This window comes from Macrococcus capreoli (assembly GCF_025628935.1).
In the GTDB taxonomy this organism is placed as follows: domain Bacteria; phylum Bacillota; class Bacilli; order Staphylococcales; family Staphylococcaceae; genus Macrococcoides; species Macrococcoides capreoli.
Map to the genome: position 1 here is coordinate 60,867 of NZ_JAOTIS010000013.1, position 17,634 is coordinate 78,500.

The window sequence follows — 17,634 nt, forward strand, 5'->3', positions numbered from 1 at the left end:
TTTACAAATGTTTGTATTATAGTAATAATAACAAATATTTGTATCATTCGCATAATGAAAAAATAATATCGTATTTTAATGATATATAACTTAGATTTAACACAACACCCATCAAACTATCATTCAATTTGATGGGTGTTTCAGTATTACTATTCAGCTCATATCGAAATTTTCTGTTCATCCAGTCGTGCAACATACCAGTCTACCGCTTTGACGGTCATAACAGTGACGAATATCAATTTAGATTGTTCATACGCCGCAACTTCAAATGGATATAACTTTGCTAATTCACGTTTCACACCGTTATAGCGTTCCATTTCACTCGGATAATAATTTAAGTACGCAGTCATCGCACTCATTTCTAATACTTTTTCGTGATGTGCTTCAAAGATATAAAGTTGATGCGTGCGATCACCTGAAACACGCTTTACATATTGAAGACTGTTTTTAAATTCAGATGCTACGCGTTCATAGCCTAATTGCATCAAAAGCTGGTGTTGCGCTTCAAAAAGTACAATACTTTTCGTAATCAGCATCATATCAATAATCGGTTTCGCGTACATACCTGGTACTGCTGTTGAGCCGATATGCTGAATCGACTGGACATGCTCTTTTAATACAGTTTTTAACTTCCTGCTTTCATCTAAATACAAGTGCTGCCAAATGCTATCGTACGGTAAAACAACAATCCTCTTCATATCGTCACCAGCTTCCCAAACTAATATAATAGTAATATTATACCCTATTGTGACGTCGTTCACAAACTATTTTATTGTATTATCCACAACCCCGTGTTATTATTAATTCCGAGTTTACCGATATGATTAATTCGAACAAATTTGACACTGACATAGGAGCGAATTGTAAATGACTTTACCTTTTATGGATATTTTTAAAGATTGGGCTACTGAATACGATAATTTCGTTTCGGGTCAGAACCCTGAATATAAAGATGTTTTTATGAATTACGAATTTATGATTGAGCAGGCAGTGAAACATGCTCAAGGCGCTGTTGTAGAATTTGGACCAGGTACTGGTAACTTAACACGTTATTTGTTAAACAAAGGATTAAACGTGCGTGCGATTGAACCAAGTGCAGAAATGGCTGAGATAGGTGAACAGAAGACTGGCATTACATTTGAACGTGGAGACTTCTTAAGTTTTGACCCTCAGATGACAGATACTTTTATCTCATCATTTGCGTTTCATCATTTAACAGATATCGAGAAAGATATTGCTCTAGGTAAATATGCTGAGTTATTAAATGAAGATGGCCGCGTCATTATTTTAGACACCGTATTTAATTCACAGGAAGAAAAAGATGAAATAATCGCTTATTATAAAGAGCGTGAATTCAACAATTTAGTCGAAGATTTAAATCGTGAGTACTACCCTTTAAAAGAAACGATGGCTGCCATGGCGATCCGTAACGGATTTGATTACGAAGCAACACAGCTTAATCGATTTGCGCATTTGCAAATTTTAAAGAAGAAGACTGTAAAGAAGCCATTTGATTTAATCGGCAATACACCGCTTGTAGAAATTACGGCATTTCCATTAAACGAAGGGAATCGTATCTTCGCAAAATTAGAGAACTATAATTTAGGTGGCTCAGTTAAAGATCGTTTAGGCTTTAATATTATTACGAAAGCAATGGCACGTGGCGACATAAAGAACGGTTTAGTTGTTGAAGCAACTGCAGGCAATACTGGTATTGGATTAGCACTTGTGTGCCAGAAATTTGATTTAAAGCTACGCGTATATGTGCCGGAGAAATTTAGTGTAGAAAAGCAAAGCATAATGCGTGCATTAGGTGCTGAAATTATTAATACACCAACAGAGAAAGGCATGCTCTTCGCGCGCGAGGAAGCGTTGAAATATGCAAATGAAACAGGCGCATTTTTTACGAATCAATTTGAATCTGCTGATAATCCATCGAGTTATGAAGGTCTTGCCAATGAAATTATTGCTGACGTAGGTCGCGTCGATATGATCGTTGCAGGTGCAGGCTCAGGCGGTACATTCACAGGACTCGCGCACTACTTTAAAGACGCACATAAAGTGATTGTTGAACCTGAAGGCTCTATTCTTGCAGGTGGTGAGTCAGGTAGTCATAGAACAGAAGGAATCGGTGTTGAAGCATGGCCTACGTTCTTATCGAAAGACTTGATTGACGCGGTTGAAACGATTTCTGATGTGGATGCTTTTACTAAAGTATCAGAACTTGCTAAACTAGAAGGGCTAATGCAAGGTAGTTCATCTGGTGCAGCACTTCAAGCTGCACTGAATCAACAACAACACTTTACGCATCAGAACATCGTCGTGATCTTTCCAGATGCAAGCGATCGTTACTTATCAAAAGAAATATTTAATATCGAAGGAGAATAACAATGAAGAAAAAAACAATGATGATCCATGGTGGTCAAACAACAGACTCATTTACAGGATCAGTGAACACACCAATTTACCAAACAAGTACGTATAAACAAGACGGTATTGGAAATTTACGTCAAGGGTATGAATATTCTCGTACAAAGAACCCGACTCGTACAGCGTTAGAAACATTAATCGCTGACCTTGAACATGGTCATGAAGGCTTCGCTTTCGGTTCAGGTATGGCTGCCGTATCTACAGTTATCATGTTATTAAACGCTGGCGACCATATTGTGGTTGGTAGTGACGTGTACGGCGGAACATACCGCGTATTTACGAAAGTGTTTGATCGTATCGGCATTAAGTCAACATTCGTTGATACGACAGACGTTGAAGCGGTTAAAGCAGCCATTACACCAGAAACAAAAATGTTATACATTGAAACACCAACGAATCCACTATTAAATGTTACAGACATTCGCGCAATGGTTGAAATTGCACAAGCGAACAACTTAATTTCAGTTGTAGATAACACATTCATGACGCCATACTTCCAGAATCCAATTGATTTAGGTATTGATATCGTGCTGCACTCAGCAACGAAATATATCGGTGGGCATAGTGACGTAGTTGCTGGATTATTAGTCTCTCGTACACCAGAATTATCAGAACAAATCCACTTCATCCAAAACTCTGTTGGGGGTATATTAGGACCTCAAGATAGTTTCTTACTTGTACGTGGCATTAAAACTTTAGCATTGCGTATGGAACAAACTGAAAAGACAACAATGCAAATCGTTGATTACTTAACGAATAACGATAAAGTATCTAAAGTATTCCACCCATCATTATTAGATGCTGAGCGTAAAGCGATTCATGAAGGACAAGCATCAGGTTATGGCGGTATGATTTCATTTGATGTCGGTTCAAAAGAAAACGCTGAATTATTAGTGAAATCTTTAAAATACTTTACATTAGCTGAATCTTTAGGTGCCGTTGAAAGTTTAATCTCAGTACCAAGTCAGATGACACACGCATCTATTCCACGTGAACGCCGTTTAGAATTAGGTATTACGGATGGGTTAGTACGTATTTCAGTAGGGATTGAAGATAGCGAAGACTTATTAGAAGATTTAAAAGCAGGATTTGAACTACTTAAATAATTTTTTCGGGGGGCTTTATCATGACTCAAAAAATGAACGTAGAAAGCTTTAACTTAGATCATACAATCGTGGATGCACCATTTGTTCGCTTAGCAGGACTTAAAGAAGGTGTGCACGGAGACGTGATTCATAAATACGATATTCGATTCAAACAACCGAATAAAGAACATATGGAAATGCCAGCATTGCATTCACTGGAACATTTAATGGCAGAGAACATCCGAAATCATACAGAGAAAGTTGTCGATTTATCTCCGATGGGCTGCCAGACAGGATTCTACCTATCACTTATCAATCATGATGACTATGAAGATGTGTTAGTCGTGTTAGAGAAAACGTTAAACGACGTATTAGCAGCGACTGAAGTACCAGCTTGTAACGAAGTACAATGCGGCTGGGCAGCAAGCCATTCTTTAGAAGGTGCGCAAGCAATTGCGAAAGAAATGTTAAGCAAGAAAGACGGTTGGAGAAACATTTACCAGGAAGGTAAAGCGCCAGCAGAATAGAATTTCTTTTTAGGTCACCCTTTGAGGGTGGCTTTTTTTTATCCATCGGTACTAGGAAGTGACCATGTTCATCTCTACTTGGGCACTTGCTAGAAACGGCCTCTACGAATTAAAAAACACCACAACATCAGTTATGGTGTTCTCTTCTCACTAAAATCGGATTAAATTCGCTGCTGCGTATACATCGTCATATTCATTTAATACTTTTAACTGTTCATCCACGATATCTAAATGATATGGGCCTGTCGTTTCAGTAATTTCGTACATTTTACTACTTTCAATATCGTCGTTTTTCTTATAGTTAAATGTAACACTATAGTCTGATTTCTCGCCTGTACCGTAAACAACTTCACCTAACATCTTCGCCGTGCCATTTCCTTCAAAGTAAGGTTTAAGCTCACTTGGTAAAGTAAATCTGAAACGGTAATGTGGCGTATTATGCATTAAATAGTTATAAAGCACGCGATCAATACGATAATCCAACCTAAATGCAACGCCATTATCATTTGGTGTCACGACTAAATTCTTCACCATAAAGTGTGGCATATGAAACTCTTTACCAACTGATTCTGGCGGTGTTGGTTCTGGCTTTACAAGTTCAACATTCACACTTTTCTTCTTATCATCATTTTCTATCAAAGATTGTACTTCATTATTTTGGTTTTGTTTTTGTGTTAAGAAATAATAAAGCGCGCCACTTGCTGCAACGAACACAAACGCACCGATTGACTTTTTACAGTTACATTTCATATTGATGTCCCCTTTAAATTCATGTTTTAATCAATATACCCTTTTCTTTATAGGCTATGCAAAAAAATATAAAATCTATACTAAAAATGCATCTCAACAATTTACAGATAATTTACTTTAAATTTATTATACATCAACATTGATAGTGTAATATGTCTAACATGGAGTTGATGATATGTTTACAGAAAAAGAACGTTTAAATTTAATTATGTCATATGGTTTAGAAGAATCCATCGATTTATATAATAGATACAAAGATGAAATTTCGTATGTGGAATTCAAACGATTTAAGTCGAATATGAGTATCCAGTACGATTTACCTCAAAAGCTGGCTGATGCAATATATTTTATTGAATATCATTATAAACATCGCGGTCAGCATTTCGATGAAATCATGGACTTCTTTAATACATTAAGAGCCATAGAACGACAAGTGATTTAGTAAACGAAGAGAAGCGTAAAGTAATCGCCCGTAAATCTCTATGAGATTTACGGGCGATTACATTTAAGATAAGGGCTGAACGCCCGTTCGACAATCTCTCTAAACGTTGTCTTCTACTTATTAATCACTTGGACAGCATATCCATAAGTGTACTTCGATCCGGTTACTTTTGAATATTTAAATGAGATTGCTGTGCCTTTGAATAATTTATTTAACATGTTTTTACGGTGTGATGGTGATTTGTACCACTGATTGTATAAGCGTTGTGCGATATACTTTTCTGAAACAAGTGTATACGCATTGCCATTATAGTAAGTAAATAACGCGTTCTCAGCTTTTACACTTTTACGAATTTCCGGTTGAAATACTGTATTGAATAACGTGCCATTTGGACGATAATGACTAAATACTTTCGTTGCTGCCATTTCTTGTGCACGTTGATTTGCTCCCGCCTGTAACTTTGGATTATAGGCAATAGGCGCAACGCCACTTCTCTTACGATCGGCATTAATATGTTTAATAAACTCGATATTTACTTTTTTCATATCGAGGATTCTACCCGCATTAAACTGATCAACCATACGTTGTGTTAATGCTGTCTTTTCTGTACTGTTCAGCGCTTTATTATATTTTGATACATCTGATTCACTTTTTATCACAGACACTTCTGCAGCATGTGCTTGCTCGCTTTGTACAGATACAACCGGTAATAAAAGTAAAGAAGAAGCTAAAAGTAATTTTGTTTTCATAAAAGTCTCCCTATATATTATTTAATCGTCATTATTATACCACACAAAAGAATAAAAATACCCTTTTTCTTACGATTTATCTTATCATTTTAATTTATTAATTAATCCATACTTGCAACAAACATTTGTGGCGTCACTTCGTTCGCTGCTTTGCGTTGTGCTTTCAGGCAATCTTCATACGTAACAGGGTCTGCCATCGCATTACGTAAATCTCCAATCAACTGTTCGATTGCATCTTTACGATAGAGGTGTGCTGGCGCTGTAAATCGTTGATTATGTGCTACTTCCTGATAACCAAAGATCACATGATTATAGTCATATGCTGAACGGACAGCGTTATGAATTTCATTCCCATCATTAATATCTAAATAATAACTGCAACGTTCATATAACGAACGTATTTTATCGAGATTCGCATTCGGATATAACGCAACATTACGATAGCGCTCAAATTGTGTAAGCTTCGTCGACATTTCAGTCACTGCAGCAATATGAATATGCAGTTCCGGTAATGCTTTAACAATCAGCTCTAAATGTGCAATTTGATCTGAGTTCGTTAAGATAACTGCTTCTTTCACATGTTTTGGAGGCTGTTGGTAACGATATAAGTAACCCGACTGCACAATACTTGCTTGTGCAAGCGGTGATGCAATGCGCTTCGCCTGCTCAAATGTTGCTTCATCTGGAATAACCACTTTAAATTTACGTTTCGTCTGTTGTTCTAGTATATACGTCATATTGCCTGGCAGTGCCTCACCAATCGTTTCCTGAAAGAAGACGATTGCTTCATGATTTGATTCCAGTTTTAATAAAATAGATAACGGCATTGCTAACGTATTGATGATAAATTTTTCATTTGCGCCATTTAACGCATGCATAAAGAATGCGTAAAAGTTCAGCTTACTATCAAACATATACGTTTTTCCTTGCCAATTCAATATGCAGTCATTCGTTAGCAATTGCTCTAATATAACTTCTTGTCCTTGTGCATTAAAGTATCGTCTTACGGCCGGACGTTGATGCTCATCATAATCGACTTCGCAATATTTAAAGCCAAGCTGATGATAATATTCCGTCACATAAACTTGTCCATTGTCTTTAATCCAGTCGACATGACTAATAATACGCATCCCTACATCTTGCTTGAAATGAATATTGGCTACTATACGTCCCATATCTTTTACAAACGCTGCATTGTTATTTCCTTCGATTTCAACATATTCGGGGACAGGTAACTGGTTAAAGTATAAACCATGACCACTTTCTCGCGGAGTATCACTAAAAAACTGATACGGTGAAATGATATCTCGATTTAGGAAACCGTCATCTTCCAGTACAACCGTTAATGCATTCACTTCAGCAAATTTCAATGAATGATAGAGCGCTTTACTATTCACATCAAACCGTTCAAATAAACTAATCATGTTGAACCTCCTCGATTAAATCTATCCATTTCTGTTGAATGACTGTCGATTTAAAAGCACTCGCAATGTGATATGAATGTTTATGAAACGCCTTCGTATCCCCTTCAAAATACTGAATAATAGCCTGAACATATGCTTGAATTAATTGTTCATTTTGTTCCTTTACATCAGCATAAGGAATTAAATAACCATTCTTTCCTTGATCGATAAACGTCGGGTTTCCGTAATTCACATCCAGCCCTATCATTGCAAGACCTGAACCGACCGCTTCCATCAATGTCAGACCGAAACCTTCACTCGTTGAACCTGTTAAGAACAATGTATAGTCACGATATACTTTCTGTAAATGGACGTGTCCTTTAAATGTAATATAGTCAGACGCATTGAGCTCACGGACTAACTGTGTCAGACGGGCACGTTCGCCACCTTCACCATATATATCAAATGTCAGTTCTGACACATGTTGTTTAGCAAGTACAACGGCACGAATCAACCAATCAATATGTTTTTCACTCGCGAGTCGCGATGCCGTCATCACCGCATACGGCTTTCGATGTTTACTTTTCGTCAGCTCTTTTAAACTACCAACAGGAATCGTATAAATTGCAGGTGAAATCTGTTCATATTGTTCAAATTGCTTGCGTAATATATCCGCCTGAATGTCTGTCGCTGTTATAAAGAAATCTACGAGATGTGCATGTTTAAACTGATATTCATAATGATTATTCCACAGAATTGTTTCCGCTGTTGTTGCATTTTCACTAAAGTGTTCCGCATGGATCACAACACCTAACTTCGCGGGTTTCACATGACGGAACAATGCTTGTCCTAAATGTGTAGCGCGATCGATTATCACGATATCTTCTCGTGTCGTTTGTAATGACTGCATGAAATAATCAACAAATGCCATTTTACCGTTTAATACTAAGCCATTGATCTTAAATATAGCGTCATCGCCATTTACATATTCCGTATACGCCACACTGCCATCTTCGTTGTAGAATACACGGGAAACAAGCGTCGCACGTTCTTCTTTTGGATAGTAATACTCCGAGTAAAGTAACGTATAAGAATAATAATCTTTACGTATCAGCTTGCCTTTCGACACAAGTTCTACACGATCAACATAATCCTGATCAGCATGCTTTAAATAACACGTCGCAAAGCTACCTTCCCCGTAATGTAGTCGTACAGTCTTACCGAGACGCTCTACATGCGTCACTTCTCCGTCCAATGATTGACGTACTTGTTCAAGCGTATACGTCGTCGGTGCAATACGCGTATCTGTAAAGTACTGATATAACCAAATAATTTCATCGTCATGATAACCTAAATTCGATGTGAGCGTTTGTATATTTTCTGCGGAAATGAAATCTAAAAATACAAATTTCATCGGGTATCCCGCTTTACGTAATAATTCTGCACGATAACTTTGTGCATATTCAACACCACTACTTGCCCAGCCGATACCGAAATTGATATTGTAAATCATGTTCATAACGCTCCTTTTTTAAGGGAAATGCACGAGCATATTCCCTTTTTTATCGTATGTCACAATACTCATGCATAAGTTTTTCACCATATTGGCTTTAATTGTTTCAGTCATTAAATCAAAAGATGCAAGTGCCATACGGTGATACTCAAATATGATATTACGTTGGCCGTTTTGTTTATTGCCGACATTACCTTTAATTTGCTGTAAATTATCGACCTGGTTAATCCAGGCTTTATCAATTGCCTTCAGCATCGCTTTCTGAACAAATTCATAAAATAGTGCAGGATCTTTAATTAACGTTTCATTCGCTTGTAATTGATGATGAAATAGTGAGATTAAAAATTGTACAGTGTCGCGTTTATGCTGCAGAACGTCTTGTGGTATCGATCCATCAAACTGAAAGCTGACATTTTTATAAATATACTGCATTAAATCTTGTTCACTCAATTTCGGATGCGAATTAACATAGCGCGTAAACGTATCACGCGCAAGACCTTCAAAGTCAAATGCTGCAATATCATTTAACGCAAGCACTTTATCGCGCTCTTTATAAATAATGTCACGCTGCATACTAATACTTTTCTCAAATTCATTTGCCACTTGACGCGCAATCATACCAAACTCTTCTGAGATTGTCTGGGCCTTTACAACGATACTGCCGATTTTGCGATTAAGTAAATTACTCTCTTCCAGTTCACTTTGAGACATTGCCATAATGCGTTTATTCTCTATCAGACGATCGTTACTCCAACGTTTCACTAAATAATCTTCAAGTGAAATATAGATTTGCGAACTTCCTGGGTCACCTTGTCGTCCGGAACGACCACGTAACTGTTTATCTACACGACTATTCTCCATGTGTTCATTTATGATTACTGCTAAACCACCCAGTTTATGCGTTTCAGGTGTTAAACGAATATCAGTACCACGCCCGGCCATACTTGTCGCAACCGTCACTGCAGCATAATGTCCCGCTTCAGCAATCATTTGTGCTTCTTTCGCGACATTTTGAGCAATGAGTAAATTATTAGGCACTTGATATTGCTGAAGAATTTCTGAGAAATACTCTGCGTCCTCCGCTGTACGTGTAATGAGCAACACAGGTCTACCTTGTTGATGCAGCGTTAATACACGCTCGATAATTGCATTATTCTTATCTGTCGCATTAATGAATACACGGTCTTGTAAATCTTTACGAATGACGGGTTGATCCGTCGGGATTTGAACAACGAGTTTACCATATAGTTCAAAGAATTCACTTTCTCCGAGCTTACCCGTTGCTGTCATTCCGGAGAAGCGGTCAAACTGCTTAAATAAATTCTGGAAAGTGATCGTTGCCATGACGCTCATATCATTAGATATTTCAATTTCTTCTTTCGCTTCAATCGCCTGGTGTAATCCTGACTGTAATTTCGTCCCAGTTAACATACGTCCTGTAATACGATCGATTAATACGACTTCTCCGTCATGCACAAAATAATCAATATTATATTCAAATAAATACTTCGCACGTAACGCTAAGTTAATATTTCGCACTAAACCTTTATACTGTTCCTGATATAAATCCGGCACATTAAAATAGCGTTGTGCTCGCTTAACGCCACTTTCTTTGAGCCATATATACTTCTCTTTCTCATCCAGTTCAAAATCTGAATCATCTAGTGTATCGACGAATTCTTTTACAATTGTAAATAAATTAGATTGCACACGCGGCGCTCCGGAAATAACGAGCGGTGTTTGTGCTGCATCTAGAATAATCGAATCAATTTCATCAATAATACAGTAGTTTAATTCAGGTAAATATTTCGCTGTCTTGCTATCGGCAAGGTTATCTATTAAATAGTCGAATCCTAGCCTTCCGTTCGTTGTATATATGATGTCAGCATCATATAATGCTTTCTTTTCGCCTTTTTTATATTCATATCCTGGAATATCTACGAAACCGAGCGATACAGTTAAACCGAGCCATTCAAACAACGGTTTCATTTCAAGGTAATCTCGTTTCGCTAAATAGTCGTTCGTTGTAACTAAATATGCTTGTTCACCGCCTAATGCATTTAAATATAACGGTAACGTCGCTGTTAATGTCTTTCCTTCGCCCGTTTGCATTTCAGCGATATTGCCTTCATGCAGTACGATGGCACCTATGATTTGGACATCTTTCGGATACATGCCGAGCACACGTAAACTTGCTTCACGAATAACAGCATACGCTTCAGGTAACAGCTGCGAAAGTGTTTCACCTTGCTGATGTCTTGCTTGTAGCACTTTTGTTTGAGACTGTAACACACTGTCACTCATATCACGATATTTATCTTTGTAACGGTTAATCACTTCAAGTTGTCGATGAACTTGACGTAAACGAAAGGTATTAATACTATTAGCTATTTTGGACATGTTTCACCTCTTCTGCAATACGCGCGTTCGTTAAAGCTTTAAGACGAAATGCTTGAGATGCTACACTTTGTAGCGGTGAAATTTGTTTGCTATTAAATAAATCAATGATTGCGTCCTGTGCGCTTGCAACAGATTGTACAATGTGACTACCTTGTGGGCCATAACTTACTAAACAACAGTCGCTTTGAAACTGCTGAATATACTGTTGTATTTCTGATAAAGATGCATGATGGCGCACGATATACACATTGTTAATATGTTGAACGACCTCAGGTTGTAAACTATAAGCACGCATTGATGTCGGTTCTTCAAAAATAAACGTCTTAATCGCTTGATCTACTGGATTCATACATGATGTTATCGCCGCTGCTTCAAACGGTTTATCCTTCATTTTAATATTCACTTTACGAAAAGTAATCGTCTCTGCCGATGCGCTCATAAGTTGTAACGTATACGAATATGCACCGGCAGGATATGTAAACTCAAACGTATCTGTTTCAATAAAATGTGTCTCAATAACTGTATGATCCGTCGCATAAATGATCAGTTTGAAGTATGCCGATTGTGCAGGTATACATGTCATATCAACCGTTAGAATATACGTGACATTCTGCATTAACATCGGCAGCGTCGGAATCACACGATCACGGTCATAGTTAGATGTCATATACCACGCATGAATGATGGTCCCTGCCGGAACGAGCGGGTTATGATAATGGGCAGCTTCATCGAAATAAATACGGGCGCCATACATATACGTCGCTGCATTAATGGACTGCCAGTATATATTAAAATTATTATCCATATCATCTATCTCCCAAATTTACTTTGTAATATCATATTATAAAAATTAACAAACCAATTCGTAATCGTCGGAGAATCATCATTATGACGCCCGGCAATACCACGCCCCATGACTTTTGCATGCTGTCGGCTCAGCACTTTCAACAATTCATCATATGCATATAAATCATAATCGTCATCTTCCATATACGAAATACCGAACGTTACATCTGAGACATCTTCGTGTTCAAATACTTGCCAGAATTTCTGATTCAGCTGATCAATCGCCTGTTTGTCCAGATCACCACTATTCGTCAGCAGTACATCTAATGACGTTCCAAAGTCGGTCGGGCGTAATAATCGAATATTATGTGCAACGGTTCCGATACTAACGAGCGGTTTCCCGACAATAACAGCACTCGGCTTTAATTGCGCACCGTAATAAAGTGCACCGAACGAGCCCATCGATAAACCTGATAAGATTAAATCTTTATCGCTAAAGTTTAACAACTTCAAATGCGTTTGAATCACATCGATAATGCCTTGTTCATATTGTTCCGTTCCTAAGTAGAAGGCACCGCCTTCAATACGTGGGTCACCAATAAGTAAGAATGGTGCTTTAAATCGATTCATCATAAAGAATCCTTCGAAACCTTCTGCCGTTCTATATCCACTAAAATACACGTTTAATGGAGGCTTCATATCACCCGGATGAAAGTAGTATATAAATTCATCGCGTTTATCATCACTGAAACGTTTACCCCCCATAAAGAATTCACCGAACTCTAATCTCGACCACCTACGATGGATTGCGCCAATCTTTATGATACCCGTACCCTTTGCACGTAATGAAATTGAAATATGGGCATCATCCGGTCGATACGGTAAATAGACAGGTTCATTTAATGCTGCGCCACTCACTTCAAATGTATATAACAATTTACCTGAAGTACGCTCTGTGACACGGAACGCATATTCGATTGCCACGTCTTCTTCTAATACAAATTCAAGCCACAATTCAGTTGCGCGATGTTTCTCGTAATACGCATTAAACTTCCACGTTGCGACTTGTTTAAAGTCTGATCCGAAGTCATCTTCCAGCACTAAATATTTGTTTCCGAAATAATGCACTTTCCCTTTAAACAATGGATTAACAGTAATATCTTTCGGCTCAAGTTTATCACCATATTGTCCGCTATGACTGATTGCCTTAAGTTTGTTAAGTCGTTCGTCCTGATCGTCATAATTGAAATAGTATACGAAATTATTTTTATATACATCGTACGTTTCGTAAACATCTGACCAAACAGCATGGTCGACAACAGTGTTATATGGTGTGATAAACGCGGTTAATATCGATTGAATCGTAGCACTATGCGGTGCCTCAACTAAAATTAAATCAAACGCCTTTACATCTTTCTTCAGCAATTGAATTTGTTCGTGCATATGTACGCGTTCAATTGTTTCAGCATCAAAAAAATGCCACGTTATTTTAGGGTCATATGAAAATTCATTTTTTAAATTATTAAAGCCAATTTGTAATGCATTAAATTTCCCCTTCATAAGCATCCCCTTCAATAAAACGATCAATTGATTCTATAATATTTTTCGAAGAATATTTTTCCACGAGCTGTAATGAATGCGTGTATGCATGATTCCATGGTTTCAGTTGGCCTAAATAATAATCAAAGGCGTATGGTAAGTCCGTCATCTTATCAATTAATACGCCGTTAATACCGACCGTTATATAATCCGTGAGTACGCGGTTGACTTGTGGAATTCCCGCACCGATGGATTTAATTTGTAAATATAAATCTGGCATTGCGCTTAAATCAACGATTAATCTCAGTTCATTGATTACTCCGAGTAAATCTTTCTCGAATGGCACGCGCTTATATTTTATCTTTTCTTTCTCAATAATTTGCTGCGCAATGAAATCTTCAAAATCACGTTCCTGTTCTATAAAATATTGATTAATGCGTGCCATTTCACGATGTAGTACATCCTGATACAAATCAGCAGAACGTGAAATCAGCATAAATTTTACATGTTTATTTGCTTTTAAATAGTGCTCAATTTCTGTCATCATGACCGCAAGTTCATCATGTGATAAGTCATCCGTCATTATACCGATGTAGTTATAGTACATTTCGTTACTCTTACTCTTCATAGCATTCGCATCAAACGGTGTAATACGCAGTATATCGACATCTAAACCTGACATAAATTTATAATCCAGTAGTTTACGCTCATTAAATTCTGTATCTACGATCCACTTTTTCGCGTGATTAATATGCAACGTTGATATATCCTGATCCATCGCATTGCGCTTTGTAAATAGCGAATATGCAACTTTCGTGTGGGTCGTATGACGTTTAATTATATCGTTATGTCGTGCATCACTGGAAACGATGACTTGATCATCTTCATGAAGATGCGCTTTTACATACTGACTAAATCGTTCTTCAATCAAATCATTCATACAATCATATGCGTTACGTTTAAAAGAATCATAATATTCTGGTGTGACGACAACTTTACCACTTTCAATGTATTCAATGAGTACCGTATCGCCTACAATCGACAAATAATGAATCTCGACTTGTTCTCCTGATTCAAATAGACGAATCGACGACAACATACCACGATCATCAAAAATATATCGACGCACTAGCACATCCATCTCATAAGACTCCACCCATACGAGAAAGCCTTGCTGATTAAAATACACATGATAATATTTGTCGGCATTAACGATTGCTTTTATATAATGCGCCGTATAAATAAATTCTGTTCCGTCTGGCCACCCTAAATCTGTGAAATCAATCGGCTGCGGAGTCATATGCGTAAATCCTTGTATTTCATCAAATACAGACCAGTAACGTGCTTCATACAAATGATTGCGATGCATGAAACTTCTGAAATCAGGGTGATAATTCAGCTGTATGACTTGAAAGTCTGATTGATGTTGTTTGTACATATTCAATAAACTAATCATATCGTCAAACTCAGACTGTTGTTTACGGTGAAAATGTGGCATCGCCTTATCGCGCCACCATGACACATCACTGTACCATGCAGGTATAAAATATTTCATAATACGCTCCTTACCAATATTTATTGAGAAACGCTTTATATTTATCAAAGTATAAATACGTATTGATTGTTTCTTTAATATTAAAGCCGATAAAGATTAACACGATAATTTGTATCGCTAAGTATATTTCCTGGTATAAGTTCGGTAATAACAACGTACAGAATAACGGTATACCGATTATGAAACAAACAAATGTAGATCCGATAATGGAAATACGATGCGCTTTATGCTTCAAAAATGCCACAGTATCTTCCCCTGGTGTAACGCCAATAAAGTAGTTCCCGTTACGACGAAACTCTTTCGCTTTTGCTTCTGGATTAAGCATTAGCATCGATAACGTATAACTCAGGCAAAATAACAAAATAATATAAGCTGTAATACCGATAGGATTTGAAAACTCAAGCACATTCCAGCGTGATAATTTCCCAGGTAATATATTTAAAATAAAATCAACAATATATTTCAATAAGATAAAAACTGACAGACTCAGCATAACGGCTAAACTACCTGCAGGATTGATCTTCCACGTAATTTCAGGTTTAGCAAATTGGTGAGTGATGCTTAATAAATCGACATATGGAATTTTGTATACTGATAACTCTAAATAAATAATACAAGTAACGATGATTAACATGACGCATAGGATTGCAACATACACCCACGTACTTGTATGTAGGTTAATCATGGGTTGTTTAAAGATAGACTTGACGACGCTAATACAAACAATCGGCATAGGACCTGCTATACCATATAACGTATTTTGATTTGCTAACCAGACGAGCATTAAACTGCCCGCGATTAATACGAGCATGAGTAACGCGATATGCAAAATTTCTGAGCTTTTATGTGGTAAGAAATTATACGCTACGAATGCTGCCTGGATGATTGCGATAATCATCATTAACATTTTTTCTTTGCGATCTTTTTCGCGTTTCGTCTGTTTCAATACGACATCTTTATTTTTAAAATGATACAAACTAATAAATAACATCGCAGTGAGCCACGGTCCTAAACCAAGTGTAAAAATATTGATTAAAGTGAAATCTCCACCGAGGTTTGACGCAGCCATTTTATAAAAGTGCGATAATTTCCCTTGTGTCATTGATGCCGGGAGTAAAGAAATGTTACTACCGACGATATAGATGAGTAGTATGAAACTTGTAAATACGATACTTCGAAATAGTGCGATGTGATTTAAAAATAGTTGCTTAGTAGAATTATTTTTTTGCTCCACGATACGCCTCTTTTGACTACGGATTTTGAGCAATACGCTCAAGAAAAAATTATTGTTTATCGTTGATTGTATTAATAATTTAATAACTATACATTAAAACAATCATTAATAAATTTATTAACTACTATTAGTTTACTTTTTTTATAAGGATAGCACAAACACTATAGTGTTTGTGCTATCGTTTGCATATTTAAAATACGCTATTATTTACTTTCTTTTTGTTGCTTTTCTTTCTTTTTCTTCATTAATGCTAATCCAACGAGTAACGTTGCAGCTGCAGGAATCAGTGATTGTTTCTCACCTGTGTCCGGTAATGATTTCAATGGATTTTCTGCCATCGCATTGACCGGTAAGTGACCATGACTGTCTGACGGTGCTGGTCCAACGTGCGTTGGTGATGTTGTCGAAATGACACCCGGTTGATGATGATTTCCTGTATGCGTACCTTCTACTATAGGCTCTGCGCCTTCAGTTGGTGGCACAACATCTGTCGGCTCGTCATCTACGATATAAATCGGTAATGTTCCTTCTTGTGGTATTTCATCAACTGAATTACTGTTTGAATGCTGTACCGATTCACTCATGCTGACTGATGATGATGTGCTCATTGATAATGATGTACTTAATGAGTCTGATGTACTTGTTGAAGTACTTGTGCTTAATGAATCTGACGCACTTGTCGACATGCTTGTACTTACTGATAACGAATCACTTAATGACGTTGAATTCGATGCTGAAGCGTTTGAATTCGCTGACAATGATGTGCTTAATGAATCCGATGCACTTGTCGATGTACTTGTGCTTGCTGATAATGACGTACTTAACGATGCTGAATTCGATACTGATGTACTCACATCTTCAGAACTTACAGTACTGCCTGCTTTTGAATTGCTAATTGAAGTACTTGTGCTCGTTGACATTGACGTACTTAGTGATGTTGAGTTTGATACTGATGTACTTGTATTAGCTGATAACGATGTGCTTAATGAATCTGATGCACTTGTCGATGCACTATTACTTAAAGATATTGACGTACTCAGCGATGTTGAATTCGATACTGATGTACTTGTATTTGTTGATAATGATGTGCTTAATGAATTTGATGCACTGATTGATGCGCTCGTACTTGCTGATAACGACGTGCTCAGTGATGTTGAATTCGATACCGATGTGCTCGTCATTGCTGATACTGATGTACTTAATGAATCTGATGCACTTAAC

Annotated in this window: 16 protein-coding genes; 5 read left to right on the forward strand and 11 right to left on the reverse strand. The window is 37.3% G+C overall.

Features of this window, described 5'->3' with window-relative positions; all coding sequences use genetic code 11:
* Positions 1–158: 158 nt before the first annotated feature.
* Complete coding sequence (locus tag OCL94_RS10365) at positions 159–698, reverse strand: GrpB family protein (protein ID WP_262996844.1); 540 nt, start codon at positions 696–698, stop codon at positions 159–161.
* 169 nt (positions 699–867) lie between these two features.
* On the opposite strand from OCL94_RS10365, the gene OCL94_RS13240 reads away from it, so the two are divergent.
* From OCL94_RS13240 to OCL94_RS10385, 3 genes are read left to right on the forward strand one after another with little or no spacing between them, the layout of a single operon-like run.
* Positions 868–2,388 carry a pyridoxal-phosphate dependent enzyme gene (locus OCL94_RS13240; protein WP_317618559.1) on the forward strand — a complete coding sequence of 507 codons (1,521 nt, stop codon included), beginning with the start codon at positions 868–870 and terminating at the stop codon, positions 2,386–2,388.
* Between the two features lie 2 nt (positions 2,389–2,390).
* Positions 2,391–3,536 carry a bifunctional cystathionine gamma-lyase/homocysteine desulfhydrase gene (locus tag OCL94_RS10380; protein WP_262996845.1) on the forward strand — a complete coding sequence of 382 codons (1,146 nt, stop codon included), beginning with the start codon at positions 2,391–2,393 and terminating at the stop codon, positions 3,534–3,536.
* A gap of 20 nt (positions 3,537–3,556) precedes the next feature.
* Positions 3,557–4,042: an S-ribosylhomocysteine lyase gene (locus OCL94_RS10385; RefSeq protein ID WP_262996846.1), complete on the forward strand. Its 486-nt coding sequence runs from the start codon at positions 3,557–3,559 to the stop codon at positions 4,040–4,042.
* A 150-nt stretch (positions 4,043–4,192) separates the two neighbouring features.
* Here the strand turns inward: OCL94_RS10385 and OCL94_RS10390 are convergent, their stop codons facing one another.
* Positions 4,193–4,792, reverse strand: a complete 600-nt coding sequence (locus OCL94_RS10390; protein ID WP_262996847.1) for a hypothetical protein — start codon at positions 4,790–4,792, stop codon at positions 4,193–4,195.
* A gap of 175 nt (positions 4,793–4,967) precedes the next feature.
* Here OCL94_RS10390 and OCL94_RS10395 point away from each other — a divergent pair, with 175 nt between their 5' ends.
* Positions 4,968–5,234 carry a hypothetical protein gene (locus OCL94_RS10395; protein WP_262996848.1) on the forward strand — a complete coding sequence of 89 codons (267 nt, stop codon included), beginning with the start codon at positions 4,968–4,970 and terminating at the stop codon, positions 5,232–5,234.
* Positions 5,235–5,347: 113 nt separating this feature from the next.
* Here OCL94_RS10395 and OCL94_RS10400 read toward each other — a convergent pair whose 3' ends face one another.
* The 9 genes from OCL94_RS10400 to OCL94_RS10440 form a co-directional block, all read right to left on the reverse strand.
* Positions 5,348–5,983 (reverse strand): CAP domain-containing protein, encoded by a 636-nt coding sequence (locus OCL94_RS10400; protein ID WP_262996849.1) that lies wholly within the window; start codon positions 5,981–5,983, stop codon positions 5,348–5,350.
* Between the two features lie 101 nt (positions 5,984–6,084).
* On the reverse strand, positions 6,085–7,407 hold the full coding sequence (gene gtfB, locus OCL94_RS10405; RefSeq protein WP_262996850.1) for an accessory Sec system glycosylation chaperone GtfB: 1,323 nt from the start codon (positions 7,405–7,407) through the stop codon (positions 6,085–6,087).
* The gene (gtfA, locus tag OCL94_RS10410; protein WP_262996851.1) at positions 7,400–8,899 is read right to left on the reverse strand and encodes an accessory Sec system glycosyltransferase GtfA; all 1,500 of its coding nucleotides are present in this window, start codon (positions 8,897–8,899) and stop codon (positions 7,400–7,402) included. Before gtfA ends, gtfB begins: the two co-directional genes overlap by 8 nt.
* Positions 8,900–8,917: 18 nt before the next feature.
* Complete coding sequence (gene secA2 / locus OCL94_RS10415; protein WP_262996852.1) at positions 8,918–11,299, reverse strand: accessory Sec system translocase SecA2; 2,382 nt, start codon at positions 11,297–11,299, stop codon at positions 8,918–8,920.
* The gene (gene asp3 / locus OCL94_RS10420; protein WP_262996853.1) at positions 11,283–12,104 is read right to left on the reverse strand and encodes an accessory Sec system protein Asp3; all 822 of its coding nucleotides are present in this window, start codon (positions 12,102–12,104) and stop codon (positions 11,283–11,285) included. The genes secA2 and asp3 overlap by 17 nt, the downstream gene beginning before the upstream one ends.
* A 5-nt stretch (positions 12,105–12,109) precedes the next feature.
* Complete coding sequence (gene asp2 / locus OCL94_RS10425; protein ID WP_262996854.1) at positions 12,110–13,645, reverse strand: accessory Sec system protein Asp2; 1,536 nt, start codon at positions 13,643–13,645, stop codon at positions 12,110–12,112.
* Positions 13,629–15,179, reverse strand: a complete 1,551-nt coding sequence (gene asp1, locus OCL94_RS10430) for an accessory Sec system protein Asp1 (RefSeq protein WP_262996855.1) — start codon at positions 15,177–15,179, stop codon at positions 13,629–13,631. The genes asp2 and asp1 overlap by 17 nt, the downstream gene beginning before the upstream one ends.
* A 10-nt stretch (positions 15,180–15,189) precedes the next feature.
* Positions 15,190–16,413 (reverse strand): accessory Sec system protein translocase subunit SecY2, encoded by a 1,224-nt coding sequence (gene secY2, locus OCL94_RS10435; protein WP_262996856.1) that lies wholly within the window; start codon positions 16,411–16,413, stop codon positions 15,190–15,192.
* Between the two features lie 203 nt (positions 16,414–16,616).
* Positions 16,617–17,099, reverse strand: a complete 483-nt coding sequence (locus OCL94_RS10440) for an LPXTG cell wall anchor domain-containing protein (RefSeq protein ID WP_262996857.1) — start codon at positions 17,097–17,099, stop codon at positions 16,617–16,619.
* Between OCL94_RS10440 and OCL94_RS10445 the strand changes: the two genes are divergently transcribed.
* On the forward strand, positions 17,068–17,634 hold a 567-nt coding region (locus OCL94_RS10445; protein WP_411268500.1), incomplete at its 3' end, for a hypothetical protein. The two genes, OCL94_RS10440 and OCL94_RS10445, sit on opposite strands and share 32 nt — an antisense overlap.

Coding starts and splice junctions, on each gene's coding strand:
- gtfB (WP_262996850.1), bottom strand. CDS start 7,407: ATGATTAGTTTATTTGAACGGTTTGATGTGAATAGTAAAGCGCTCTAT.
- asp1 (WP_262996855.1), bottom strand. CDS start 15,179: ATGAAATATTTTATACCTGCATGGTACAGTGATGTGTCATGGTGGCGC.
- OCL94_RS13240 (WP_317618559.1), top strand. CDS start 868: ATGACTTTACCTTTTATGGATATTTTTAAAGATTGGGCTACTGAATAC.
- OCL94_RS10440 (WP_262996857.1), bottom strand. CDS start 17,099: ATGTCGACAAGTGCGTCAGATTCATTAAGCACAAGTACTTCAACAAGT.
- OCL94_RS10365 (WP_262996844.1), bottom strand. CDS start 698: ATGAAGAGGATTGTTGTTTTACCGTACGATAGCATTTGGCAGCACTTG.
- asp2 (WP_262996854.1), bottom strand. CDS start 13,645: ATGAAGGGGAAATTTAATGCATTACAAATTGGCTTTAATAATTTAAAA.
- OCL94_RS10380 (WP_262996845.1), top strand. CDS start 2,391: ATGAAGAAAAAAACAATGATGATCCATGGTGGTCAAACAACAGACTCA.
- OCL94_RS10395 (WP_262996848.1), top strand. CDS start 4,968: ATGTTTACAGAAAAAGAACGTTTAAATTTAATTATGTCATATGGTTTA.
- OCL94_RS10385 (WP_262996846.1), top strand. CDS start 3,557: ATGACTCAAAAAATGAACGTAGAAAGCTTTAACTTAGATCATACAATC.
- asp3 (WP_262996853.1), bottom strand. CDS start 12,104: ATGGATAATAATTTTAATATATACTGGCAGTCCATTAATGCAGCGACG.
- secA2 (WP_262996852.1), bottom strand. CDS start 11,299: ATGTCCAAAATAGCTAATAGTATTAATACCTTTCGTTTACGTCAAGTT.
- gtfA (WP_262996851.1), bottom strand. CDS start 8,899: ATGATTTACAATATCAATTTCGGTATCGGCTGGGCAAGTAGTGGTGTT.
- OCL94_RS10390 (WP_262996847.1), bottom strand. CDS start 4,792: ATGAAATGTAACTGTAAAAAGTCAATCGGTGCGTTTGTGTTCGTTGCA.
- OCL94_RS10400 (WP_262996849.1), bottom strand. CDS start 5,983: ATGAAAACAAAATTACTTTTAGCTTCTTCTTTACTTTTATTACCGGTT.